Annotated in this window: 26 protein-coding genes and 2 pseudogenes; 19 read left to right on the top strand and 9 right to left on the bottom strand. The window is 44.0% G+C overall.

Annotated elements, in window-relative coordinates:
* The first annotated feature begins 59 nt into the window (after positions 1-59).
* Together BP97_RS0113690 and BP97_RS41565 are read left to right on the top strand one after the other, a co-directional pair.
* The gene (locus tag BP97_RS0113690) at positions 60-479 is read left to right on the top strand and encodes a DUF1801 domain-containing protein (protein WP_028549610.1); all 420 of its coding nucleotides are present in this window, start codon (positions 60-62) and stop codon (positions 477-479) included.
* Positions 480-766: 287 nt separating this feature from the next.
* Positions 767-1213 (top strand): annotated as a pseudogene (locus BP97_RS41565) (DUF6843 domain-containing protein).
* Positions 1214-1544: 331 nt separating this feature from the next.
* On the opposite strand, the gene BP97_RS0113680 reads toward BP97_RS41565, so the two are convergent.
* Positions 1545-2438 (bottom strand): LysR family transcriptional regulator, encoded by an 894-nt coding sequence (locus BP97_RS0113680; protein WP_028549609.1) that lies wholly within the window; start codon positions 2436-2438, stop codon positions 1545-1547.
* A 116-nt stretch (positions 2439-2554) separates the two neighbouring features.
* On the opposite strand from BP97_RS0113680, the gene BP97_RS0113675 reads away from it, so the two are divergent.
* From BP97_RS0113675 to BP97_RS39670, 3 genes and pseudogenes are all read left to right on the top strand, one after another.
* A complete protein-coding gene (locus BP97_RS0113675; protein ID WP_028549608.1) occupies positions 2555-3805 on the top strand; it encodes a YbfB/YjiJ family MFS transporter in 1251 nt (416 codons plus the stop codon).
* A 43-nt stretch (positions 3806-3848) separates the two neighbouring features.
* Complete coding sequence (locus BP97_RS0113670; RefSeq protein ID WP_028549607.1) at positions 3849-4676, top strand: alpha/beta fold hydrolase; 828 nt, start codon at positions 3849-3851, stop codon at positions 4674-4676.
* Between the two features lie 5 nt (positions 4677-4681).
* Positions 4682-4849: pseudogene (locus BP97_RS39670) on the top strand (aldo/keto reductase); the annotation flags it as partial.
* Positions 4850-5016: 167 nt separating this feature from the next.
* Here BP97_RS39670 and BP97_RS0113665 read toward each other — a convergent pair.
* Positions 5017-5535 (bottom strand): DUF2812 domain-containing protein, encoded by a 519-nt coding sequence (locus BP97_RS0113665; protein ID WP_028549606.1) that lies wholly within the window; start codon positions 5533-5535, stop codon positions 5017-5019.
* Positions 5528-5860 carry a PadR family transcriptional regulator gene (locus BP97_RS0113660; protein WP_028549605.1) on the bottom strand — a complete coding sequence of 111 codons (333 nt, stop codon included), beginning with the start codon at positions 5858-5860 and terminating at the stop codon, positions 5528-5530. The genes BP97_RS0113665 and BP97_RS0113660 overlap by 8 nt, the downstream gene beginning before the upstream one ends.
* A 605-nt stretch (positions 5861-6465) precedes the next feature.
* Between BP97_RS0113660 and BP97_RS0113655 the strand changes: the two genes are divergently transcribed.
* Entirely contained in the window at positions 6466-6732 is a 267-nt protein-coding gene (locus BP97_RS0113655) for a CD3324 family protein (RefSeq protein ID WP_028549604.1), read from the top strand.
* 131 nt (positions 6733-6863) lie between these two features.
* Positions 6864-7718: a GNAT family N-acetyltransferase gene (locus tag BP97_RS0113650; RefSeq protein ID WP_028549603.1), complete on the top strand. Its 855-nt coding sequence runs from the start codon at positions 6864-6866 to the stop codon at positions 7716-7718.
* A gap of 132 nt (positions 7719-7850) precedes the next feature.
* Here BP97_RS0113650 and BP97_RS0113645 read toward each other — a convergent pair whose 3' ends face one another.
* A complete protein-coding gene (locus BP97_RS0113645; RefSeq protein WP_028549602.1) occupies positions 7851-8615 on the bottom strand; it encodes an ArsR/SmtB family transcription factor in 765 nt (254 codons plus the stop codon).
* Between the two features lie 201 nt (positions 8616-8816).
* On the opposite strand from BP97_RS0113645, the gene BP97_RS0113640 reads away from it, so the two are divergent.
* The 3 genes from BP97_RS0113640 (at position 8817) to BP97_RS36200 (ending at position 10323) form a co-directional block, all read left to right on the top strand.
* Positions 8817-9368, top strand: coding sequence for an NADPH-dependent FMN reductase (locus BP97_RS0113640; RefSeq protein WP_028549601.1), 552 nt, complete (start codon positions 8817-8819; stop codon positions 9366-9368).
* A gap of 119 nt (positions 9369-9487) precedes the next feature.
* Positions 9488-9835 (top strand): ester cyclase, encoded by a 348-nt coding sequence (locus tag BP97_RS0113635; protein WP_028549600.1) that lies wholly within the window; start codon positions 9488-9490, stop codon positions 9833-9835.
* Between the two features lie 47 nt (positions 9836-9882).
* Complete coding sequence (locus BP97_RS36200) at positions 9883-10323, top strand: ester cyclase (RefSeq protein ID WP_051620562.1); 441 nt, start codon at positions 9883-9885, stop codon at positions 10321-10323.
* Between the two features lie 176 nt (positions 10324-10499).
* On the opposite strand, the gene BP97_RS0113625 is transcribed toward BP97_RS36200, so the two are convergent.
* From BP97_RS0113625 to BP97_RS0113615, 3 genes are read right to left on the bottom strand one after another with little or no spacing between them, the layout of a single operon-like run.
* Positions 10500-10979 (bottom strand): hypothetical protein, encoded by a 480-nt coding sequence (locus tag BP97_RS0113625; RefSeq protein WP_028549599.1) that lies wholly within the window; start codon positions 10977-10979, stop codon positions 10500-10502.
* Positions 10979-11782 carry a DUF3100 domain-containing protein gene (locus BP97_RS0113620; protein ID WP_036745806.1) on the bottom strand — a complete coding sequence of 268 codons (804 nt, stop codon included), beginning with the start codon at positions 11780-11782 and terminating at the stop codon, positions 10979-10981. The genes BP97_RS0113625 and BP97_RS0113620 overlap by 1 nt, the downstream gene beginning before the upstream one ends.
* A gap of 24 nt (positions 11783-11806) precedes the next feature.
* Positions 11807-13063 carry a M20/M25/M40 family metallo-hydrolase gene (locus tag BP97_RS0113615; RefSeq protein WP_028549597.1) on the bottom strand — a complete coding sequence of 419 codons (1257 nt, stop codon included), beginning with the start codon at positions 13061-13063 and terminating at the stop codon, positions 11807-11809.
* A 287-nt stretch (positions 13064-13350) separates the two neighbouring features.
* Here BP97_RS0113615 and BP97_RS0113610 point away from each other — a divergent pair, with 287 nt between their 5' ends.
* The 3 genes from BP97_RS0113610 to BP97_RS0113600 are packed head-to-tail and all read left to right on the top strand — an operon-like array spanning position 13351 to position 16612.
* Positions 13351-14025 carry a response regulator transcription factor gene (locus BP97_RS0113610; RefSeq protein WP_028549596.1) on the top strand — a complete coding sequence of 225 codons (675 nt, stop codon included), beginning with the start codon at positions 13351-13353 and terminating at the stop codon, positions 14023-14025.
* 20 nt (positions 14026-14045) lie between these two features.
* Positions 14046-15119: a sensor histidine kinase gene (locus BP97_RS0113605; RefSeq protein WP_231506299.1), complete on the top strand. Its 1074-nt coding sequence runs from the start codon at positions 14046-14048 to the stop codon at positions 15117-15119.
* Between the two features lie 47 nt (positions 15120-15166).
* Complete coding sequence (locus BP97_RS0113600; protein ID WP_028549594.1) at positions 15167-16612, top strand: serine hydrolase domain-containing protein; 1446 nt, start codon at positions 15167-15169, stop codon at positions 16610-16612.
* Between the two features lie 17 nt (positions 16613-16629).
* On the opposite strand, the gene BP97_RS0113595 is transcribed toward BP97_RS0113600, so the two are convergent.
* Positions 16630-17451 (bottom strand): alpha/beta fold hydrolase, encoded by an 822-nt coding sequence (locus tag BP97_RS0113595; protein WP_028549593.1) that lies wholly within the window; start codon positions 17449-17451, stop codon positions 16630-16632.
* A gap of 147 nt (positions 17452-17598) precedes the next feature.
* On the opposite strand from BP97_RS0113595, the gene BP97_RS0113590 reads away from it, so the two are divergent.
* Both BP97_RS0113590 and BP97_RS0113585 read left to right on the top strand, forming a co-directional pair.
* Positions 17599-18042 (top strand): Lrp/AsnC family transcriptional regulator, encoded by a 444-nt coding sequence (locus BP97_RS0113590; RefSeq protein WP_028549592.1) that lies wholly within the window; start codon positions 17599-17601, stop codon positions 18040-18042.
* 196 nt (positions 18043-18238) lie between these two features.
* On the top strand, positions 18239-18856 hold the full coding sequence (locus BP97_RS0113585; protein WP_028549591.1) for a uridine kinase family protein: 618 nt from the start codon (positions 18239-18241) through the stop codon (positions 18854-18856).
* A 139-nt stretch (positions 18857-18995) separates the two neighbouring features.
* Here BP97_RS0113585 and pdxR read toward each other — a convergent pair whose 3' ends face one another.
* The gene (gene pdxR, locus BP97_RS0113580) at positions 18996-20426 is read right to left on the bottom strand and encodes a MocR-like pyridoxine biosynthesis transcription factor PdxR (protein ID WP_028549590.1); all 1431 of its coding nucleotides are present in this window, start codon (positions 20424-20426) and stop codon (positions 18996-18998) included.
* A 219-nt stretch (positions 20427-20645) separates the two neighbouring features.
* Between pdxR and BP97_RS0113575 the strand changes: the two genes are divergently transcribed.
* The 4 genes from BP97_RS0113575 to BP97_RS0113560 all read left to right on the top strand — a co-directional run bounded on the left by BP97_RS0113575 (position 20646) and on the right by BP97_RS0113560 (position 24628).
* A complete protein-coding gene (locus BP97_RS0113575) occupies positions 20646-21194 on the top strand; it encodes a pyridoxamine 5'-phosphate oxidase family protein (protein ID WP_028549589.1) in 549 nt (182 codons plus the stop codon).
* Between the two features lie 356 nt (positions 21195-21550).
* Positions 21551-22153, top strand: coding sequence for a sigma-70 family RNA polymerase sigma factor (locus tag BP97_RS0113570; RefSeq protein ID WP_028549588.1), 603 nt, complete (start codon positions 21551-21553; stop codon positions 22151-22153).
* On the top strand, positions 22080-23399 hold the full coding sequence (locus BP97_RS0113565; RefSeq protein ID WP_028549587.1) for a DUF4179 domain-containing protein: 1320 nt from the start codon (positions 22080-22082) through the stop codon (positions 23397-23399). The genes BP97_RS0113570 and BP97_RS0113565 overlap by 74 nt, the downstream gene beginning before the upstream one ends.
* A gap of 227 nt (positions 23400-23626) precedes the next feature.
* Positions 23627-24628 (top strand): Gfo/Idh/MocA family protein, encoded by a 1002-nt coding sequence (locus BP97_RS0113560; protein WP_028549586.1) that lies wholly within the window; start codon positions 23627-23629, stop codon positions 24626-24628.
* The last annotated feature ends 51 nt before the right edge of the window (positions 24629-24679 follow it).

Raw genomic sequence — 24679 nt, 5'->3', positions numbered from 1 at the left:
TGCATGATGCCTTCATGGCGAAGTCTTACAATGTGAAAAGTAAGGGAGAGATTCTACTTATGTATAAACAGAAAACAAAAGAAACGGACAGTAGTGTCATTGAGTTTATTGAGAATGTCGAAAATCTTAAGAGGCGCGAGGACGCCTACAAATTGTTAGAAACATTCACCGAAACGACCGGTTACCCGGCGAAGATGTGGGGACCGAGTATCATCGGCTTTGGCTCATATCACTACAAATACGAAACTGGTCACGAGGGTGACGCACCATTTGTCGGCTTTTCACCTAGAAAAGCCAATATCAGTCTGTATTTTGCAACAGGGGATACGGAGCGAGATGTGTTATTGCAGAAATTCGGAAAACATAAGTCTGGGAAAGCCTGCGTATACATCCAAAAAGTAGACGACATTGATGTTGATGTATTGAAGGCGATGATTAACCAATCTATAAAGTTCCTGAAAGAGACTTACCCAAATTGATCCAGCAATCTAAAGGTGAACGAAAGCTAATAAAAAAACTAAGACGCGACTGCTGGCATCGGCAATTTCGTACACTTCGAGAAATTTTATCCAGTTAATCCTCATAATATAAAAGGGAAACATGTGGAGAAGCTTGCATTGCGAGGCTACTCCTTTTTATTGTTTATTGAAGTAAATGGCAGTTTAGCGGAACAACTGGTTAGCGTCGAGCGTCTATTGATTGAAAGAAAGTTAACAAAGGGAGCTAACTTATGAATTCGATGGAGAAGAGAGGAGGATAAGAAAAAGTGACAAGGAATCTCAAGTATATTTTCGGTATTATTTTGGCTGTATTTGGAATCATTGTTGTATTTGGGCTTATTGTTGCTTTATGGTCTGCCAAATCCTCTTCAACGAACGATATTTATTTAATTCCTGAAGGTTTTGAAGGCAACATCCAGGTGAACTATAACGTTGCGGGTGCTCCTAGTCTTGAAAAGGAAGGTAAGTAAGATGTAATTCCGATTCGATACGATGGAACCTACGATACTTCCAAGCCCGATATGGAATACGGAATTGTAACAGATCAATATTTTTATGTTAGTTATGACGGACGGAGAACTCCGATAGATAAAAGCTGTGTCTATGTTGGTGGGAATGGTTCATCCGAGATAGGTTCCACCATCACAAAACATAACTATCTGAAGATCACCCGAACAAAGTGCAGCGAAGATTTTAGAGCTTGGGGAAAGTGATTCAGCTAACGGGGGATATGAGTTCAATATGTAGATCTTTGCAACGGTCTGCGTTTTCTCTATTAGCATATAAGGGAAAAACCACTCCTAATCATGGAGTGGTTTCTTTATTGATTCTTTGTATCCCACTCAATTTTGCTTTTCCAGTCAGACCACAATGACTTTATCTTATTAACTAACCACTCTCCACCAAACGTTATTGTTCCTTCATGAGAAGCATAGATAATCCAATCCATATTCTGCGAAGTCCAAAACCTTTCACCGTCTGTGAAATCGCCATTGTAGCAATAATAAGGGTACAGATTTGAAACCTGTATGTTATAAGTCTCACCTAATGACTATCATTATGTTTTTTAACCTTCCTTAGGGCATTCATTAATAATAATGATGCCCTGCCCAAGATGTTGTTATCTTTATAAACCATGCCTATTACGACTACGGGATTAATATCGACAAAAGGTCTGATGACCAAGGTACTTTCTAGTCCCAAACCGTTATACATAGGAATAATTCCGATACCAAGACCTGCCTTGACCATTTGCCGAATGACAGAAAAACTCCCCACTTCGATACCCAAAAAAGGATTTTGACCAGTTTGACTTAATATCCTTTCTGATAACTCCCGATAAATACAGGATTGTTCTTTTAGCAGGATGGTTAGTCCTGCGAGGTCGTTCGCCTCGATGCAAGTTTGATTGGCTAATGGGTGATCAGCTCTCAGCATTACCCCCAATTTTTCCTCAATAAGTGGTTCAAACTCCAGCATGAGGTTTTCTGGTGGAGTTGCGCATATACCGAAATCCAATTCACCGGACCGAACTCTTTCCGCGATAGATTTACTACCGCTAACCTCCATGGTTAACTGCACTTGCGGACGAAGCTTACAGAAATCAGCTACGATTGCCGCCACCTTTTCACTCGCGATGGGTTCAATAGCAGCAAAACGAATGGCGCCGCCATCCCCTGCACCGATATCAGAGACAGTCTGCCTTATGGATCCTATCGTTTTCTGCAAAGCTGATGCTTCTCGATAGAGCCATCGGCCGGCCTCGGAAGCAATCATGCGTTTGCCATCACGTACGAATAAAGAGACTCCTAAATCAGCTTCAAGACGCTGAATCTGAAGGGTTATCGTAGAGGGTGCATATTGGAGTTCTTCGGCAGCTTTTTGAAAGCTTCCAAGACGCATAATAGCTTCAAATGTCTTTAATGCTCTCAGATCCATGATCATCACCTTTAGTTTAAGAAATATGAATAATTCATTCAGATAATTCAATTTTACAAAACTTTCTTGCTAATTTACAATAACTACAATAATTATTTTTCGGGAAGAGGGATGTTATGGGTTATAAACCAGCACTCAATTGGATCACCTTATGGGCATCACTTTTATTTGCCTTAATCCTTGGGTTTTCGCGGCTATCCTATGGCTTGTTCTTGCCGGGCATCCAAAGGGAAATAGGGGGGAGCTACGGTGAATTAGGCATGTTAGGAACCGTCAACTTCATTGGTTATTTGGTTGGAACCTTATGCCTCCCACCTTTTATTGCCCGTTTTCCACATAGAAAGAATATCATGAATACAATTTCGTGTTTGTTACTTGGATTGGCAGTGATGGGTTCGGCTTGTAGTGATCATTTCATCCAGCTTGGGCTATGGCGGTTCACGATTGGTTTGTTATCGGCTTTGGCCACGGTGTTGGTCTTGTCTATTGCTACGGACGGGGTTCAACCCGCTGAGCGAGGAATGGCTTCGGGCCTTATATGGTTAGGTGGATCTGCCGGAATTTTGGTTACAGGCTTATTCGCACCTTATATCATAGATCCTTCTCATTTGGATGGGTGGCGCTATGCTTGGGTGGCCATGGGTGTCTTCGGTATTCTTGCTACGATGGGTTTTCAGATGGTAACAAGAAAGGAAAGGTTCGATCGGATAATACCCACACAACCTGAATTGAATCAGCGGGACCAGGAGCAAGTCAATGTGTACAGGCTCATGTTTAGTCCAGAGAGGTTTTTGTTCTTGCTCGGATCTTATTTCTTCTTTGGCTGGGGATATATCATCTATTTCACTTTTTTGGTTCCCTATCTTGTGAATAAAGGAATTCCGTCGATTTATGCTGGGCTGATTTGGTCTGGTATCGGATTTGCAGGATTATTCAATGGTTGGATTGGAGGAAGAGCCATTGACCGATGGCCGAGCGGATATACTCTTGCACTGGGGTTAGCATTAGGCACGATTGGTGTGATAGGAGTAACGACTAATAGTTTCCTTCTTACTTCATTAGGTGCCGTAATTATTGGGTTGGTTTCATTTATTACCCCGCCGTTGATGACGACCGCACTTCTGCATCGTAATGCACCACATAGCGTATATACGGTTTGCCTCAGCATTGCCACCGCTTTTTTTGCAACAGGGCAAATTATCGGTCCCATAGTTGGAGGCTGGGTTGTCGAGCGGTATGGTTTGCAAATTGGCGTAACATCAAGCTCTATTTTTCTGTCACTTGCCGCCGCGCTTGCATGTTTGTATGGACGAAAACAACGAGTTCTTCAGAAACGTAACTACGTGCCGGTGAGTATTGATAATTGATTGTTTCAATAGGATTAGACCTAATAAGAGGGAGAGTACAACTATGGTGAATTCTGACGATAAAACTGTGGCAATTAGAAAATATTTTAAATCGGGAAATCTTCAGCTTTCCTACATTGACTTTGGTGGCGAAAGCGAGAACGTGCTTGTTATGTTACATGGGTACATGGCTAATGCAAGAACCTTTTCGGAGTTGGCCGTCAAATTTAAGGATTGGCGGGTTATATCTCTAGATCAACGCGGACATGGTTGGAGTGATCATCCCTCTGGGAAGGAATACTCAAGGAATGATTACATAAATGACATTCTGAACCTGATCCAAACGGAACTCGGGGGACAACCAGTGACGATACTGGGGCATTCTTTAGGCGGATTGAACGCTTATCAATTCGCAACTCGTTATCCTGAATTGGTCAAAGCCGTTATTGTTGAGGATATCGGTGTGGAAATAAACGCCGATTTCTCCTTTGCCGAGAAGCTCCCGTTTCGATCGGCTTCCTTAAAAGAACTAAGAGATTCACTTGGAAGTGTAGGACTTCGAGCGGTCGATTATTTTTCAGAAAGCGTGCTAGAGGATGAACTAGGCTGGGGATTCAGTACAGATTTAAAGGGACTGCAGATTTCCGTGCCCCAATCCAATGGGGTGTGGTGGGAAGACTGGTTATCTTCTAATTGCCCTATCTTGCTGATTCATGGTAAAAAAAGTTTCTTTCTTGACATGAAACAGGCAGAACAGATGGAAGTAAGGAGGCCTAACACCAAGCTTGTAGTTTTCGAAGAATGCGGCCATGGGGTCCACTCCGATGATTTAGACGGTTTTTATCAAATTGTGAACGATTTTCTTACTGAACAAAATGACAGGATAAACTAGATAAGGTGCAGAGCTCAGACGAAGTACCAGCTGCACTGTGGTCACTCAATGAAGAGGAAAGCCGGCCGTTCATCAAAAGAGCGTTGGAACTGGGCATCAACTTCTTCGATACAGCGAATATATACTCGGATGGAACAAGTGAGGAGATCGTTGGACGTGCGTTGAAAGATTTCGGCGCTACCTCATCGCTCCAATTACTAATCCCAGGCCGGAGGGTCATTCTTATCCCTGGTCCCCACCCAAAATTTCAGTTACGGAAATTAAGTACCAATATTCAGGATACGGCAGCGCAGACAGGAAACAGGGTAAACAAGGGACTTACAGCTAGCCAGCTTGCAAATCAAAGGATTTCCTTTTTGGCTAGAAGTTTTTTATTTTCTACAACCAATCGGTATAAACTAATCCCAAGCAGGCCTATAAGAGGAATATACAGGAATAGAAACGGATAGAAAAGAACATTGTTGATGTTTGTAATGAGAATAACGATTTGTGCGGCAATAAGGGCCGTAAATACACTGATGAGCCTTTTATTCCGATCGATTATGGAATCAATGTCGGTAAATATTTCTGGTTTTGTATCTTGATAGGATTGTCTCCAGATATACCAACCTGCACTGCTGTAAATTTTATCCCAACCAGTATCTTCAAAAATACTCGCGTAGTTACGATCCGCCTTTGGTTGGTAATCTACGCAATAGCTCATTTTCCGTGAGGCGCCTTTTTCAAAGTGGAAACGTAGACCATTCCAGTTTATTCGAGTCAAGTGCCAGCCTTGTGCTTCCATATTTTCCAGCCATGCGGTAATGATCTCCGATTGTGAACTGTCCCACCATTTAAACACCCTTTTGGTCTCATTCATTTAATGATCCCTCTACTTTCTTCGCATTCTGGTATAACTCCGTGATTCTGGCGATCTCTAGCTTGAGCAGTTCCTTACCAGATGAGGTAATGCGATACAGCTTACGTCGTTCTTCTTCAGCAACTGCCTGAATTAAGCGATCCCTCTCCATACGCGATAAGCTTCCATAAATGGTTCCAGGACCAAGATGGATCCGACCTTGTGTTAACTCTTCCACAAATTGAATGATGCCGTAGCCGTGCCGAACCTCGGTAAGGGAAAGCAAAATGTAATAGGCCGTTTCAGACATCGGCAAGTACTGACGGTAGATCTTTTCGCTGTCCATATAATCTCCTTTGTGTTATATCAGTAGATATTGCATCATGACTCGTTATATCGCATCGTGATATATCATGACATGAGTATATCACGATGCGATATAGAGAGCAATAGGCGATAATAAATTGGTTCTAGCGAATCAAGGACTATTGCTCACCACCTTTTGAGAATATGTTCGAGTAGGTAAGATAAAGAAACAAACCAATTGACTCTATACCTTCAAAGGTCAATGGAACACAACATAACGGGTACGATAGTGTGGAGCTGCCGCCAGGACTGCACCTTTTTAATGACCATTGAAGTATTGGGCAGATTTAATTAACATTAATGCTAAATAAATAGATGGAAGTTACATTTCCCTGGAGGAATAAATGGGGTTGAGATCTAATATATGGAATATAACCCGATATAAAGTTTCAATTTTTGAAAGGAGAATCATTATGGGAAGATTTACGATTAGCTCCATGCAAGGTCTTGATCTATAAACAACGGCGGTTGTTTGTATGGAGCTAGGATTAAATTACCGCCTTAATATCTGCGTGTTGCGATAATTGTTTATAGGATAGGCTTTGCAACCTTAAATTTTAAATAATTTTAAGGAGCAGAGCTATCATGAAGTATGTAAACGCCGATATCATTTTTCCAGAAGAACTATTAAAGGAAATACAGAAATATATCCACGGTAGCATGGTTTACGTCCCAACTCCTGAAGGACAACGGAAGAAGTGGGGCGAAAATTCAGGAAGCCGAAAACATTTGAGCCAAAGAAACGAAGCAATACGTCAACAATATACCGATGGTGCAACGATAGATGAACTCTCTGATCAATTCTGTCTTTCCTATGATAGTATTAAAAAGATCATTTATTCAAAAATATAGGTCGTAGAAATCACATCAGATCTTATGATGTGATTTTTTGTGTAATAAATGATTCTGAATTATCTTTTATATATTTTTAAACTGTTTCCTTTGCTACGATTGAAAAAATACCTTTCAGGGAGGACGTTAGGATGCCACTACAAGTTCATTCATATAGCACTGAATTAGAGGAAATAGTTAAAAATTTAAGTCACAAAGCGTGGATACTTTTTAAGCACAATAAAGATTTCGATCATCAAAGGATGAGTTGTGTATTTAATGAGGACGGAATTTTAATTTGTGTGGGATACTTACGACATGGAATAGCTGATGATCACGATGTATTCGAAATCGTTATGTACACTAATGAATATGCTTCAAGCCGTATGAATGAAGTGAGAATGGCTCTTTACCCTATATTCATAGATACCTGTCAAACGATGCGTAATCCAAACAAGAAAACAAGGTTGGTTGCCTGGAAAGATTTTTATGGTGACAAAGAGTTTTACGAGGAGAAGGGCTTTATCCCTTATCAAACTTATTATAAAGCACAACGTTCACTTGAAAAACCCATACCTGAAGTCAGAACGCCAGTTGGAGTTAATGTTAATTACCACCCAATGAAATCCAAAGAGGAAAGAATCCAATATACCGAATTAGAAAATCAATTTTATCAAGGTGTTGTATACAGAAGTGTAAATATGTTGGAATGGATGATGGGTGGTCCAGAGCTACATTCCATTTCTGCATTTGAAGGCGATGAACTTGTTGGCAGCGTTATGTGTTGGCAAACTAGTGCAGTTGACAGATTATTCGTAATTCCGCGTTGGCGTAAAAAGGGATTGGGTGAATTTCTCATAATGAAGGGTTTTGAGTACCACATTAAGAATGGTCGAAACGAAGTTGAGACGCTGGTTAATGAACAGGATAAGGAAGCTATGATGTTGTTAGAGTCAATGGGGTATACCTTTCCTGTAAGATTAGAACTCAAGGCATTGGATGTTTAGCAATATTCATGCCAGCAAAAAAACAAACAACCGTCCCTCATTGGAGCGGTTATTTGCAATTATAGCAGGGGAATCGAACCCCAGCGTGATCTCCGCCGGGCACTCCCACGCGCTGTACGACAGACCCTCGCGTTAATCACTTGCTAGAGTCTGCCCGGTCTCAAGCAAAGTCTTCATGCCGGATAGCACAATCGGCAGCCCATTTTCAAGAATTTTGGCTGTGCTCGCAGCTTGTTCGAATTCATCATGCACAACGGTGACGAGGGTCACGCCGTGAAGCTCGGGATGTGAACCAATCTCCCAAGTAATGCGCGATGGGGTGTCGTTTTCGGTTCCCGGAAACGAAGTAAATCGCCAGCTCATCACAAGTTTACTTGGAGGGTCCAAGTCGAGAATGATCCCTTCGGCTTTTTTCTCCGCTCCGTTCCATAGCTCGAATGGAGACTCGATTTCCCAAGTGGATCGGATGGCGCAGTTGAACCAAAATTTCGATGTTTGGGACGGATCTGTAAGAGCTTGCCACACTTGTTCAGGCTTCGCTTTGATCGCAATCCGGTTTACATTCCGAGGCTTGTTTTCCATATTCGTTTCACGCTCCAGTTCGTTTTGAAGTGATGTTAACCCGATTACCCAGGGTTCGGCGTATTTGCTCACCCATCGCTCATAAATTTGACGGATAGGTACCGCATTCAAATAATGCAGCTTTTCACGACCTGCTTTCCTCGTAGTAATGAGCCCAGCTTCCTCTAGTATATTCAGATGCTTCATGACGCCGAATCTGGACATGTCGAGCGGCGCGCAGAGATCGTTCAGCGTGCGCCCGTCAGAGGCGTGGAGCAAATCCAAAAGCGTACGGCGGCTGGGATCCGCGAGTGCTTTGAATATGTCATTTTCCATTCTGAACACGTCCTTCCCCGACTATTTGAAAAAAGCTGCTTTGAACCCCTTGACACGTTACCATTAGGTAACATATTATTAAAGTAACAAAAGTGACTTTATAGTCACATGTTAGCACAAACGGATTCGTTTGTCAGCCGGCGGCATGCAAATCCCTCTAATCATTAAAACAACCATTTGAGAATGAAAGGGATGTAAAAGATGAAAGTAACCTTGATCGCGGGAAGCAACCGCGCTAACGCAACGAGCACATACCTGCTTAAGTACATCGAAAGTCTTTTGAAAAACCAGCATATTTCGGTCGCACTAATTGACTTATCGGAGCTGCAGCTTCCGCTTTTTTCTCCTGACAATTGGGATTTTCATCCGAACGTCCAACGCGTCTTGGAAGCAATCGCAGAGGGGGACGGATTGATCCTTGCTACCCCGGAATACCATGGTTCCATATCCGGAGCGCTCAAAAATGCCTTGGACTATATAACGCAAGGCCAGGTTGCTGGCAAGGCGGTGCTCTCGGTAAGCTCCGCAGGCGGTCCGCTCGGAGTAAGCTCGCTATCCCATCTGCAGACTATTGTACGCAATTTGCACGGGATTAACTGTTCGGAATGGATTTCGATCGGATATGGATCTAATACTTTCGGTCCCGACGGTGCCCCATTAGATCAAGGAATGCGTGATAGGGTTCGAGATGCGGTTAACAGTTTCATGGATCTGACCCGGAAGCTTTCGGTAAGTGCCGCGGCAGCAAATTAATAGTAAAGGCTTTTTTTTACTTCAATATGTGACTAAATGGTAACGTAATATGTCGAGCATAACGCACCGCGTAGGTTGATGTATCAATTATTTATCGAATAATAAAGGAGATGTTGGGTATGAGAACGATACAACAAGAAAATGCAGCCGTGGTGACTGCTTTTATCGAGGATATTGCGAATCAGAGCGTTATGGATAGTACCGAACAATTTTTTGCTCCGCAAATCGTGGAGGCTTTCACGGGTCGACGTTATACCGTTGATGAAATTTTGGTCCAAGGAGAAAAGGTTATCGCAAGAATCTTCATGACCACTGTGCATTCAGGCCATTTTGCAGGAAATGCCCCAACAGGCAAAACCGTGAAGTTGACGCAATTCCGAGAATTCCGTGTTATCGACGGTCAAATTACCGAACACCGCGGCTGGTTTGATACCGCCACACTTTTACCTCAAATCCAGGCTCAATAACTGCTGATTGAAAACGACCTAACTAACTCTTAAGGAGATGTAGGATTATGAAAACGATAGAACAAAGCAACGTAGAAACGGTAAATTCGTTTATCGAGGCATTTTGGAATCAAAGTGAATTGGATTGCGTCGATCGATTTCTGTCTGACGATTATCAAGAGCTGTCTTATCAATCCAAAGAAGGTCTGAAGCAGTTCGCAGGCAAGATCTTGGAGGCATTTCCCGATAAACGCTACACTGTAGAAGAAATCCTCGGTCAAGGGGATAAGGTACTCGTAAGAATGAGAGTGAAAGGCACGCACCAGGGCATGTTCTTCGGAACTGCTCCTACGGGCAATACAATTGATGTTACGCTATACCGTGAATATCGTGTAATGGGCGGCAAGATTACTGAGCATCGTGGCTGGATCGACATGGTAACCATGTGGCACCAAATTCGGGGTAATGGACCGAAGATAGCGGCGCGGCGGACCATAAGAGGTCAATAAATACATGTGGGGGCAGCCGTCAGGGAGCGGCTGTCTTTTCTTAACTTGCGGCAGCAACCAGGGATAAATGTACAAAAAGCCTTAGCCGTTTGACACGGGACTAAGGCTTTTTGTTGTAATGGAAATGAGGTGAAGCCCGATTCCTATTAATTATCGGGGCAAACGCTGTAAGTTGATCAGGAAAGGTGCAAGCCGATTTGAGCAAGGATGGCGCTGCCTATGTACATCCCGCTAAAGACGAAAATGGCAACGATGGCTACCTTCCAGGATGTTTTGCGCAGGTCGATCAAACGGTCGGCAACGGAAATTCCGGCGAATGTCAGGATCGGCGTCGTGATGGACAGAAAATCAACCGCTTGAATCATTTTGATGAAGGAATCGGAAATAAGACAAAAAACTAGTGAAGTAATCGATACCCAGCCGAGCACAGGGAAATCATGAATCAGCTTGAGCGGTACTTTTTTCATCAAGCCGGAGATCAAAATGCCGATGAAGGAAAACAGCCACAGCACGATCAGCCCGTAAATCGTCATCATCGAAATCGGAGTACCGTGAGGGTTTTTGAGCAGTTTAATTTCCTGTGTGAACAAGATCAGGCATATACTCAGCAGTAAGACCAAAGCGTACTTTGCGTATTTATTTAATCCGCCTTCCATTATTTAGCACCTCTAACCAGTAGTTTATACATGAATCGTTGTATCGGCACAGCTAGGAATACCATCGTGTATGTACCCATGAAGCTGGTCAGCAGTTGGCTTGCCGAGGCATAGGCCGTGATGGTGTCTGCTTTGGCAGGAATTCCGGCGACCAGGGCCGAGGAGGCTGCCGTCATCATACTAGCGGAGCCTACACCCGCCGACATGGCTAATGCTTCTACGTCAAAGCCGAGAGACAGCAGTATTGGCGTGACAATGCTAAAGAACAGCGTTCCGAACAGCGTTCCGATGATGTACAGCGACAAGACACCGCGGCCTTCGTCCGAATCGAGCGTATATTTCTCGGAAATATAGGCAAGCTCACCTTCACGTCCTATCCCGAGCGTCGCGCCGATAGCTTCTCTTCTCAAACCGATCAAAATGGCGATCGGTAGACCGATCAAGACGGTACATAAATGGCCGAACTCCTGGATAACGAAAATCCAGCCGACTTGTAAAATTTCATGAATTTTGGGAGCGACGTCCGCCCCGTATCTAGCCATCAAGGGAAGCATGATGAAGATCAAATATTTTCCTGAGAAGTTGACATTATCTTTGCTGTAAACCTTCTTCAGAATGCCTTTGCGCACTACGGTGATCCCAAGAATCATTGTAATCAGGATTGCGTAGACCAGCGGCAGGAAGCTGATTTTGATCGTACCGAACTTAACGGCCTGAATGCCGATAAACTCTGACACGGTAATGACCAAAAGCGCAAAAACGAGCAAAAGTATAAAATTAGCCTTGGAAACCGTCGATTTCATGATGATCCTCTTTTCCGTTAATTACTATTGCGCAATCGAGTTAATTAATTTTTCATACTCCTCATAGGAACGGCGGTACAGCTTAGATGGATCGATCCGGCCGTTGAAACGTTCAAATACGTCAGCGAGAAATCTCGGGAATACTTCGTATATGAACTCGGGATCGATATCCTTGAAGTCGTCTCCATGGATGGTGCCGGTAAATCCGCTGTAGCCGATTTGAATGCAAGGAATCATGTAAGATAAATCCCCGATATCTCCTGCGGCGCTGATCGGCGTTTCGTTCCGAAAAGCGGCAATTTCGTCATTGGCATGGAACGCTTCGATAACAAATTCGGACAAGTAGCGGTCCTGTACGAACGGCAAATAGCCCATCTGCGTTTCGATCGATACGGTTCCTTGCAGCGCAAGCGCGCTTCCTTTGGCCGCATCGTCCATTTTGACAGCGGCTTCCTTCATGTAACCGACCGTCAGCGTTCTCAGGTCTGATCCGACCTTAATCCGGTTCGGAATGACATTGGTGGACATGTCGGACTCCATTACGATCGGATTCATCCGGACCTTCTCAGAGTCTTTCATTTGCTGGCGGGATAGGCCGAGAGCGACATTGAACAGCGTCGACATGCTGTAGGCGTTTTTTGCAGAGAACGGGTCGAAGCCGGCATGCGTAGCCTTGCCCTCGAACGTATACCGCTTGTACAAAAATCCGGCTAGGTCGCAGTTCGTTTCAATCGTTCGCACTGGGAATTCGCCGCCCATAGCATGGACGCAAACGCCGATGTCGATATCGTCGAACACACCGAGCTTCATCGCCTCCGGCTTGCCGCCGTAATACGAAATCTCCTTATTCTTGAGAAGCTCGTCCCGATAAGCGAGATCAAGATACTCTTCCGCAGGAACGAAGATGAACGTCAGCGTGTAATCCCAAGCCTTGTATGCGCCTGTCGTATAAAAGTATTTGTATAGCGCGAGCGCGATAGCTACCTGGGTATAGTGGCCGCAATTATGCGCCGCGCCCGTAGCTTGATCCGCACGCCAATGCGAAGGGGCATAGACGGCATCCAACTCCGCGATGAAGGCGATATTCAGCTTCTTCCCGCTGCCGAGCGACGTCTTAACCCCTGTCGTGCTGAAGGTTTCGAGTTCGATCTCGGGATGGATGCGAGTCAAAAAATCCACAACCGTCTGCCGGGTTTTCACTTCTTTATAGCCCAGTTCGGGATTGTCGAAGATCGTCCGCGCAATACGTTGAATTTCGTCGAATTGCTCTTTGAACAGCATATTTACCTCCTGATGTCTATTATTTTTCCGCTATATAATATTACTTAAATTAGGTGTGAAAATACATAGTTTTTTTTATATTCATGCAAATAAAGGTTTAAAGAGGAGCAATCCAGTAGGGAAATAGGCCGATAGATCGGTAGAGACAGGGGGAGCAGAACAAGGGTGAACAGTAGTTGAATCAATCGCATTTCACTCTCAGTTGTCAGGCTCCACTGTTTGGGATGCCAAACGATTTTTGTTATGCTGGATATAAATGATTTGGAAATAGGGAGTGGGGAAGGTGTATGAAAAAGTTATTGGTCATAGATGATGAAGCCGATCTTCGAAAACTGCTGACGGATTATTTTGAAATCAACGGGTATTTTGTTATGACGGCTAGGAACGGTACTGAGGCGTTACGTCAAATTGAAAATAAACCGGATCTTGTTCTGCTGGACATCAACATGCCTGAACTTAATGGTCTTGAACTGTGCAGGAAAATCCGGCGCTTTGTGTCCTGTCCTATTTTATTTCTAACAGCCCGCGTTGAGGATGCGGATAAGATAGCAGGGTTTCAGGCTGGTGGGGATGATTATATTCTAAAGCCGTTCAGTATTCATGAACTGGGTGCAAGGGTAGAAGCTCATTTACGCAGGGAAATGCGAAGTCAAAATAAAACGTCGATAAAGTTTAGTGAGGACTTGGTTATTGATTATTCAGCTCGTACACTGTTCATCCATGATGAACCAATTTCCTTGGCAAAAAAAGAGTTCGATATTGTAGAGCTGTTTTCCACACATCCTGGAATGGTGTTTGATAAAGAACATATTTATGAAAAAGTATGGGGTCTGGGGGAAGAAGGCGACGGCAGCGTGATAGCGGAACATATCAGGCGAATTCGTGCCAAATTGAAAGAGCATGGCTGCGAAAACATGATTGAAACCGTCTGGGGAGTAGGATACAAATGGCGAAAATCATAAGTCGGCTGCGATTGAAGAACATGACCTTACTGCAATCAATTATTTTATTATGCTGCCTTACGCTCATTACCGTTCTAGCCGTCATTGTATTGGAGTTTAGATGGGCGGAAAGCATACGGCTACAGTTTCCTGACCATTCTTTCGTTCACGATTGGCTGTTGACTTCCCTTGTTTCGATGGTGCTGCTAACGGTTGCTGTCGGTATAGTTCTAATGGCCAGCATCTTTTATAGATGGAAACTAAAAAAGCCGCTTGAAATCCTAATGCAGGCATCGGAGAAAATTTCGGCAAACGATTTGGGGTTTCATATTTCTTATGAAGGTAAGGATGAGATGGGCGAGTTATGCCGTGTATTTGAAAAAATGCGCAGTCAATTGGAGAAAAACTATAGAGTATTATGGCGATCGGTTGAAGAACGCAAAGAACTTAATGCTATTTTTGCACATGATCTAAGGACACCCCTTTCTGTCCTGAAAGGATATTCCGAGTTTCTGACCTCGTATTTGCCGCAAAACAAAATATCCGAAAATCAACTCTTGGACATGATTCAAACTATGAACGTCCATATTGTACGTCTGGAAAACTATACTGAAGCCATGAGTTCGATTCAAAAGCTGGAGGACATGCCGGTACATACCCAGACGATGGAAATGGATCATTTAACCTCCTTGCTGAATGATAGCGCCCGACAAATAACTAGACAATGCAACAAGACCTTTGGCATGTCCATGGATGTAAATTCGAAAAAATTAGTTCTCGATATATATTTGGTGATGCAGGTATTTGAAAATTTGATGGCTAATGGAGCACGTTATGCTGCCAGCCATGTGAGTATTCATTATAGCGTCAGCAAGGGCCTTTTTTCCATAACAGTCACGGATGACGGCTCTGGCTTTTCTGAGGAAGCGATTCAAAAGGCTGTCCTTCCTTTCTATCGGGAAGAGGTATGGGGTGCGAATGAGCACCATGGACTAGGACTTTATATTTGCAAAGTTTTATGCGAAAAGCATGAAGGAAATCTACTTGTAGAAAACGGCCCCAATGGCGGCGGGAGCGTTACAGCAAGTTTCTTTACGGGGTTGATAAATAGTTGAAAATTATCAATTAACATTTTCTTATCAATGGATAAGGGAGTGCTGCTATGACAACCGCGAAAAAGAAACTGATTTTATGCTTGTGCAGTGTACTGCTGATGTTTTCAATTCTGGTTAAACCTGTTTTTGCAATCGAAGTTCAAAACAAAGCAAGTATATTACAAAAAATAGATAACTATGTCGAAAATAACATGAAAGTCAACAATATTAAGGGTGCGGCACTTGCAGTAGCCAATAACAAAGAGGTGTTCTATGCAAAAGGTTATGGTGCATATTCAGATGGTCGCGAAATCACGGGCCGTACTCCCTTGCCCATTGCTTCATTAAGCAAATCTTTTACGGCACTAGCCGTCCTGCAGTTGGTGGAAAAAGGAAAAATCGATCTTGACGCGCCATACGCATCATACTTTCCCGACCTCTCGCCTGAGGATGAACGTGTTCGTACTATTTCGGTCCGGAATTTGTTAAATCAGACAACGGGTTTTAATGATAAAGTGAATCCCGACATGACACATTCCCCTCAATATCAATCGCTGCAAGAGATCAACCAATCGTTGAATACCGTTAAGCTTGCAAATGATCCTGGAACAGCCTATAGCTACCACAATCCTAATTATCAGTATTTGGCTCTTCTTGTGGAAAAAGTAAGCGGACAGAACTTCTCTGCTTATCTGGAAAATAATATTTTTCAACCGCTGGGGATGAGCCATACCTTCAATGTCAGTACCACACAGCAAATTAATGAGAATCTTGCCATTCCACGGGGGCATTATCTATTATTTGGCCATCCTGTGAAGCAAGCTGAACCCCTTTGGTTTATTGACGGTCCCGCCGGTATTATTTCAACTGCTGAAGATATGGCAAAATGGATGCTTGCTCAATCTAATAACCTTCTTCTTGACCCCCAACTGATGGAGCAATACCATACTGCCGGACAGAGCGGTAAGTATGGTATGGGGTGGCTTGCAGAAGAGGATGCACATGGGGGCCGGATGATTTCGCATAGCGGAATTTTCTGGACCTACAAAGCGGAAGAAACGATATATTTGGATGAACAGCTGGGCATCACGATGATGTTTAACTCCGGTTTAAACGCTTTTGTCGATTATTCAGCTTTTGTTGACGGGATTGCAAAGATTATTAAGGGCGAAAAGGCTAAATTCCCCATCGTTAATGACAGAAATATGGAGACGATTATGATTCTGCTGGTGGTTGCGACGATTCTTTGGAGTGTATATTTGTACTATCGTATCAATAAGAGCAACAAAGTCATCACGACCGGAAAATTGATTTTTTCATCGGTCGGAAGACTGTTCCCTACCTTGATTCTTTTGTTTCTGTCACCCTTAGCTACATTTATTGGCGCTGGGCGAGTTTTGCCTTGGTTTGGACTGTGGACCACCATGCCATCTTTGATTATTTGGCTTATTGTATTATCGCTGGTAAATATAATGTATATGGTATGGCGCTTCCGATTGAATTACCATGCTTAACTCAGAACAACTATTCCTTATTTCGATTGCAGGAATTCGAGCACGGTACTCAGGAATTCGGCTTGATACTCAACATTCGACAGATGAACTGCAGGTAGCATGACGAGCTTTGCGTTCGGCACCGTCTTGGCTATCAATTCACCGTGGCTAGGAAGAGTTACTGTATCATACTGGCCAGCAATTACTAGTGTGGGTCTGCTGATAAGAGCGACAGTCCGGCGCATATCCATATCACGGATCGCAGCCCAGCTCCCTGCAATTCCCTGCGGACGAGTAGCAAGTACCATCTTACGAAAAGACGGGACGAGTGCGTTCTCCGAATGCAGCATATGCGAAGGAAACCAGTTCTTCATGAACATATCAGCGAATTCGGTTAGGTTCCCTGGCTGCAGCACTGAAGTGATTAGGCCCTCCCATTGCTCTGCCGGCCCTAGGTAGGAGGAGGTATTGCACAGAATTAGCCGATCTATCCGATCGGGAGCATAGATGCCGAGCCATTGTCCGATGACACCGCCTAGCGACAGTCCAAGGAAATGCACACGGTCGATGTGAAGTACGTCGAGCAGTTCAATTACATCTCTTCCCAGTCTGTCGAACGAATAAGCACCGGCAGGCGTATCCGAGTCGCCATGCCCCCGATAGTCGTAGCGAAGCACACGGAAATGCCGAGAAAATTCAGGTAACTGGCCATCCCACATGTTCATCGAGGTGGCAATAGAGTTCGCAAGTAACAATACAGGCTTATCGGGTGATCCATTGATTCGATAAGCAATCCGAACTCCATCACCGGTCGTGAAAAAGTTTAACTCATCAGTCTCTATGGTTTCGTTTAATTTCATTGTTCTCATTCTCCCTTACTGTTGTTAGTGACATTTTATTGTAATCGGCCTACAATTTAAATGAGATTATTAAGAAGTTTAGGGCCCAAAAACTTAAAACTATCGTTGTTTTCCGGTCCTAACTTATAAAAATGAGGTGTTTTGATCATGGATCACATAGATTTCAAAATATTATCAACACTTCACGATAATGCCAGGATTACGATCTCCGAGATGAGTCGAATAATCGCAATGTCACAGCCGGCTGTAACGGAACGACTTCGGAAGCTAGAGGAGCAGGGGGTCATAACGGGCTATCAAGCGAAACTTTCTCCATCTAAGTTAGGCAAGTACACAACCGCGTTTATACTCTTTAAATCAAATAATTGTAAGGAGTTCGAAGCTTTCAGCGAGGCAGCCCCTGAGATAGTCGATTTCTACAGAACCAGCGGAGAGTATAATTATTTATTGAAGGTTGTAACCGAAACTAGCGGAACCTTGGAAAGCTTCCTTGAAACTTGCAACACATTCGGATTTTCATCGACCCTCGTTGTTCTCTCCACGCGATTCGAGGATAAAAGTCTTGTCACAATCGATGATGGATTTATTTAAATTTAACTGAGTTTAATAAACGACCAAGACGTGGCTGCTGGCATGGATCGGCAGCCGCGTTGTGCTAACTGGCAGTTATGCTTAAAACACCACCCACACAAGATTCAATAACTTAAGATGCTTGTTCCGTTCACATGATATCTATAAGCAGCTACAATTAATTCAACATATCCTTTGTAGTAAGGGAGTGGTAGACGTGGAAGAGAAGCATTTATCACATAAATCACAGGAAGCTGTTCAGTCCATTATTTCAGCTATTACCGAGCATTTGGTTGGACGAACCAGTCCTTTGGTCGTGTCTTTGGATGGAGGGAGTGGTGCAGGTAAATCTACGTTGGCTGCTGAGGTTGCTTCGCAACTGGGTGCAGTAGTCATCCACTACGATGACTTCTTCGATGCGACTATCACTAACGATGAATGGGACTCCTATACATCGGAGCAAAAATGTCGCCATTGTATGAACTGGCAGCGTATGCGAACTGAGGCATTATTACCAATGATTAGAGGTGAAAAAGCAGAATATCACCCTTTTTCCTTTTCGTCCGGGAATGGATTGGCATCGTACTTAGTTACAAAAGATCCTTCACAGGTAATTATTCTTGAGGGAATTTATAGCTCGCGCCCCGAACTATCCGATGTTGTCGATCTTACAATTCTCGTGGATGTATTACCCCAACTACGACGCAATAGGCATAATATTAGAGAGGGTACTGACGATGTGGAATGGCATCTTCGATGGGACTCGGCAGAGGACTACTATTTCTCAGTCCTTCGTCCTCCATCATCATTCGATTTAATAGTGGCTAACAATTGAGTTTTGGGAAACGTGAATTTCATCTGAACCTCCACTTGATGTAAATTTATACCAGAAAAAATCCACGTTAAATATTATCACTATTGAGTCAAATGTTGAATAATAAATAAAATTTGGAGACGAAAAGGCCATCAAACCCCTATAAGATCAACTCCGCAAGACGATGAATCCCCTGCTCAATCGATGCTTCATCTACTTTTGCAAACCCCAACACCCATCCCTTTCGTTTGCATTCCAAACAATAGGGCCCAAGAGGGTATATACGTATTCTCTTTTGAAGGGCTAACTTTGTCACGGTTTCTTCGTCGTATGACTCTTCAGCTTCAAGGAACATATGCAATCCCGTTTCTACTCCACTTAGTGTGAAACGCTCCCCTAAACCGCTAGCCATAATAGCCTTTGTCATGGCTTCGTGTCTTCGTCGGTACACATTTCTCACCCTTCTCATATGGCGCATAAAATGCCCATTCTTGATGAAGTGGGTTAGTGTTAGCTGATCCATAATTGGAAGATGGCGGTAAGTCAACTCCTGTACCCTAGCTAGTTGAGCAATGGCCTCGACAGATCCAACGATAGCCGAAATACGAATGCCTGGAGCAATCATTTTAGAAAAACTCATGAGGTACAAGGTATTATTAGATGCCTGACTAAACAGCGTTGGAAGCGGCTCCCCACGATATCGAAATTCACTATCATAATCGTCCTCAATGATCCAAAATTGTTCTTGAGCTGCTTTATGCAGCAATTGTTGCCTGCGCGGCTCCGACATAACGACCCCGACCGCGCATTGGTGCGAAGGGGTAACAAAGATCAGTTTGGACTGTGGGTGAATACGCTCAACCACAAGACCATACTCATCAACGGGAACCGGCACCACATTCATACGCCGATATTTCATCGCTATCCAGGCAGCTGGAAAACCGGGATCTTCTACAGAGACAGTATCCCCATCAGATAAAAGCGATTGTGCTATTAAGTCAATGCTATGCTGAGCTCCTGAGGTCAACAGAATCTGATTTGCTTGGATATGGATTCCTCGTTCAAGTGATAAATAACGCTGAATTTGCTCACGTAATGGTGTGAAACCATAGGGATTACCGTAAGCCCAGCTTGATAATTCCATTGCAGCGGAAGCGTGGAGAAGTGATTGTCGCCAGTTCTTTTGAAATTGTCCATCCAAATAAGGTTCATGGGGACTAAAATCAATATCCACTTCTCGATGTTCTTTGCCTCTGAACCAGTCATGTAATTGATCGACCGCCGAGTTCAACAAGGGGAGTGAGGGGGGGATGGGGCCATAGGCTATTGTTTCCTTCGTAGACTCAGTGACGTGATTCCATTTACTAACTCGCGTTCCTCCTCGGCGAGATGTAACCGTATAGCCCCGGCTTAGCAATTCCTCATAGACAATCTGTATAGTTGAGCGAGAGACACCTACTAGATGAGCGAGTTCGCGGGAAGGAATCAGCAATTCTCCTGGGGCCCAGATTCCGCTTGTAATATTATGAATCGCTTGATCAAGCAATTGCTGCCAGATCGGTCTCTTATCATTACGAATTACTTTCAACATCGTGCACACCTCCAGATAGAAAGCTCTAACCAAATAATAATAATTATGGATTGCTTGAAACTATGATGTTTGGATGTGTAAACACACTCCATTGACTGATATACTACCGTAATAACGCTGGTATTTGCAATCTGGTCGTTACTGCACTCTAGAAGAGAATCGTGGTTAAGACAATTGGAGTGGGATGAATATCTTATGAGTGAAAGGAGAGATTTTGAAATGGATTCGGTTCGTTACAAGATCAGGGAATGTCAGGATCAAGAGAAAATTGAAAGTTTCCTTCACCAAGCGAGAATTGGGTATCTTGGATTGGTTGATGGGAACCTGCCCTATGTTGTACCGCTTAATTATGTATGGATTGATGGGAAGCTCTATTTTCACGGAGCTGGAGATGGAAGACGTAATCAGGTCATGAGTGAAAATCCAGAGGTATGTTTTACCGTATGTGAGGAATACGGGACCATTACGGATCCGGTACCTGCCAAAACGGATACGGCTTATATGAGCGTAATGATATTTGGACAAGCAGAGCCGATCACAGATTTGGATGAAGCCACCCATGTACTTCAGGAAATGCTCAATAAATATGTACCTGGCTATTATAACCGCTCCTTGCCCAAGCAGCATGTGGAGAAGTATAGGTCGGCTGTATTCGGCGGGCCGGTTCAAGTTTGCCGGGTAATCCCGCACCATGTTACGGCAAAAGAAAGTCCTATTGAAGCAGAAAAAATGTATAGAACGGTCATGAATGTCAGACGAGAGATTTAACGACAAAATACCGTTCTACGCAAGATTCCTCTCTTCGGCAGCAGACATTGTCTCTACTTACTTAGCCATGCCAAATGAGTCGTCAAGCTATTTGTATTGAACTAGAGGGGAACTATAGCTTAATAAACAATGAAGAAGCGGCTACCGGTATGGATCGGTAGCCGCCTTACGCCGTTAACGGGCAGATAGTTTCAATATGTGGTAGTGTTTGAGGTTAGTGTGACAAATGGGAAAACAATTCTTCGCATCGTTTAGTGTTATACTCCGCTCCCTGTGACTTGGATGCGGAGATTTTTTTGTACATAATGAACTTTAATAACCTCTGCGATCTCTTATCTATGAAAAGGGGTGAGAACATGAATGTAAGCCGTCTTGTCAAACAAGCCCAAAAAGGCAACAAGGAAGCCTTATTGCAACTAATCATAGCCGATCAGGACGCTTATTATCGTCTTGCCTACAGCTATATGAGAAATGAGCATGACGCGATGGATGCAATGGAAGATATGATTGTTACGCTTTATGAAAAGCTGGATCAATTACAAAAGGGCGAAGCCTTCTACAGTTGGAGCAAAACAATTCTCGTTAATCGTTGCAAAACATTACTCCGCAAAAAGGAACGATTTATTTCACTGGAAGACGAGCGAGAACAATCAATTGCTGCCTTAACTGACGATAATCCATATCGCTATACGGAGTCTGAGATGGATATGCAACTGCTACTCTCTCATCTGAATACACGGCAACGGGAAGCGATCGAACTTCGTTACGTACATGATCTTCCGTATCAGACGATTGCGGACATGACCGGTGCACCAGTTGGCACAATCAAATCAAGAATTTCGCAAAGCATACAAAAACTGAAAGTCATGATCGGAGGTGATCGTTATGAAAACGATCGAGGAGAGATTACAGGAACACAAACAGACCTTGAATATCGTACAGGCTCCGTCAGAACTTGAGGGCAGACTTCGAAATGCACTTGAGCGTGTTCCCACTAAGAAAAGAAGCATGAGTAGAGCGATGATATGGGTTGCATCATCAGCTGCAGCATTCCTTCTGATCGCTGGAACTTATCAATATCCTGCATTTGCTTATTACGGAGGTAAGCTGCTTAATAAAATCGAGCTGATCTCTCTAAGCTTTTCTGAAGTGGCAAAGCAAGGATACGGACAACCGGTCAACAAAACCAAAACGCTTGATGATGGCACGGTCATTACCATCAATGGGATTATTGCGGACAATAACGCATTGCTAATGTATTACACTATTGATCGACCAGCAGGCTCCGTATTTACTGACAATAGCTCATTTCGTTACGACGTAGGTAAAATGAAAGGGTTCTTGACTGATTCAGATCCGAAAGAAGGAAGTGGAAATTATAGCAAAGACGAGACCCAGTACGAGGGGGTATATAAATTCGAGCCGGTTAGTCCATTCTCCAGAACATTAACCGTTACATTCAGTGAGTGGCTAGATAATGGAGAACGGGCATCATATCCGATCTCCTTCAAGTTTGAAGCGAATAAAGCAATGAACAGTATGCTAGAGAAGGGCATTTCAAAATCCGTTTCTGTCGATCAGGGGACTGTCCACTATGACTCCATTACGGCTTCGCCAACCTCAACTATCGTGAAGGGACATTATGAAATGGATTATGAGGGATACCCGAGATTTTCAGCTGAAACAAAGCTTTATGTGAATGGAACAGAAGTGAAATCATGGGGAATGCGGTCGGATCGTTTCGCTGAAGAGGGCGTTCCTGGATTTGAACTTGAATATGATGTGATTCCGACAGACAAGATAGAGAACATTGAGCTTGTACTTGAAAATTTTTCCGGATATCAGAAAGTAGAAGAGCTCATCTCCCTAGCCTCACCATCAGATCAATCCATCAAAATTGGCGATGAAAAGGTATGGATTCGAAGCGTCACAAGAACCGATACAGGCTATGACATCGTTATCGCCAGAAAACAATTTACAATCTTGGAAACGAAAAATTTATCCGTTCAAGCTAGTGGTATCGTAGTTCCCGTATCATCAATTTCCTCATCACGCCAGTGGGATCTGAAAAACGGTAACATCCTGTGGGAGCAGACGTTTTCTTTTAATACAATGGAAGAACCGGATCTCCTGCTGCTGGACGGATTTCATTATATTAAAACTTACGACAAGACAATATCTATTCCTGTAGATATAAAAAAATAAATGAATATGCTTGTTACCACCGCTTAATATATTCAAACCTATCGAGCAAGCGACTATACTATAATAAGAACACACAAAAGAACGATTTCAAGTGCAGACTAAACTGTAGCCCGGAAGTTACACACTTTTGGGACTGAACTAACGGGACACGTTAGCTGAAAATTGAGAAAGAGCTGCTAAGGTGCTCTTATACTTCCAATTCGATTAGAAATTGAGGTGTTGTATTTATGAAATTAGCGATGATCGGTGCTACCGGGCACACCAATTATGTGTTCGGTGGGCTGCGCGAGTTGCCGGAGGTCAAGCTGGCCGCCGTGTCCGTCGGTTCCGCCGGCGAGACACTGGACAAGGTCATACAAACAGCGCATAAGGAGGGCCACTCGCCCGTCGTTTATGCGGATTACATGAAGTTGCTGGACGAAGTAGAGCCGGATCTTGTGGCGGTCGCTTGTCATTTTCACGACCATGCCCGAATTACTGCTGAGGCGCTGCTCCGAGGCATCCACGTGTTTGTCGAAAAGCCAATCGCGACGACGCTGGACGACTTGGCTATGCTGCGTGAGGTGTATGCTGTTGCAGAGGGCAAAGGCGTGCATCTCGCAGCGATGCTCGGTATCCGTTATCAGCCTGCTTTTTTGACTGCATGGCTTGCGGTTTGCGACGGGGCGGTGGGCGAAGTGCGGCAATTGCAGGCACAGAAGTCATACCGGCTCGGCCGCCGGGGTGAGCCTTTTACGAAGCGGCAAACTTATGGCGGCACGATTCCTTGGGTCGGCAGCCATGCAATTGATTGGGTCCGTTGGTACAGCGGTCAACGGTTTGAAACGGTGTACGCAACGCATTCTACCTTATATAATGAAGGGCATGGCGAGCTGGAGCTTACGGCACAGTGCCAATTTACCATGTCCGGCGAAACCAGCGCCTCGGTCAGCATCGACTACTTGCGGCCGAACGAGGCGCCGTCGCACGGCGACGATCGGATTCGCATCGCCGGAACGTCCGGCGTGCTAGAGGTCCGGGATCAGCAGGTGCTGCTGATCAATGAACGGCAAAGTGGCGTGCAGGAGCTACCGCTGGTGCACAAACGCGAAATATTCGCCGACTTTGTGCGACAGATTAACGGAGAAGGGCACTGTTTGGTCAGCGCCGAGGATTCGTTTTACGTGACGGAGGCTTGCCTCCGGGCACTTATGTCGGCAGATGAGAAACGAGTCGTTCATTTTGGGTAAGGAGCCATAAGCATAAACCCCCGGGTACTAAAGTATCGGGGGTTTATGCTT

This window comes from Paenibacillus sp. UNC451MF (assembly GCF_000686845.1).
Lineage (GTDB): Bacteria > Bacillota > Bacilli > Paenibacillales > NBRC-103111 > Paenibacillus_S.
This window is presented reverse-complemented; position numbering and strand designations above follow the sequence as displayed.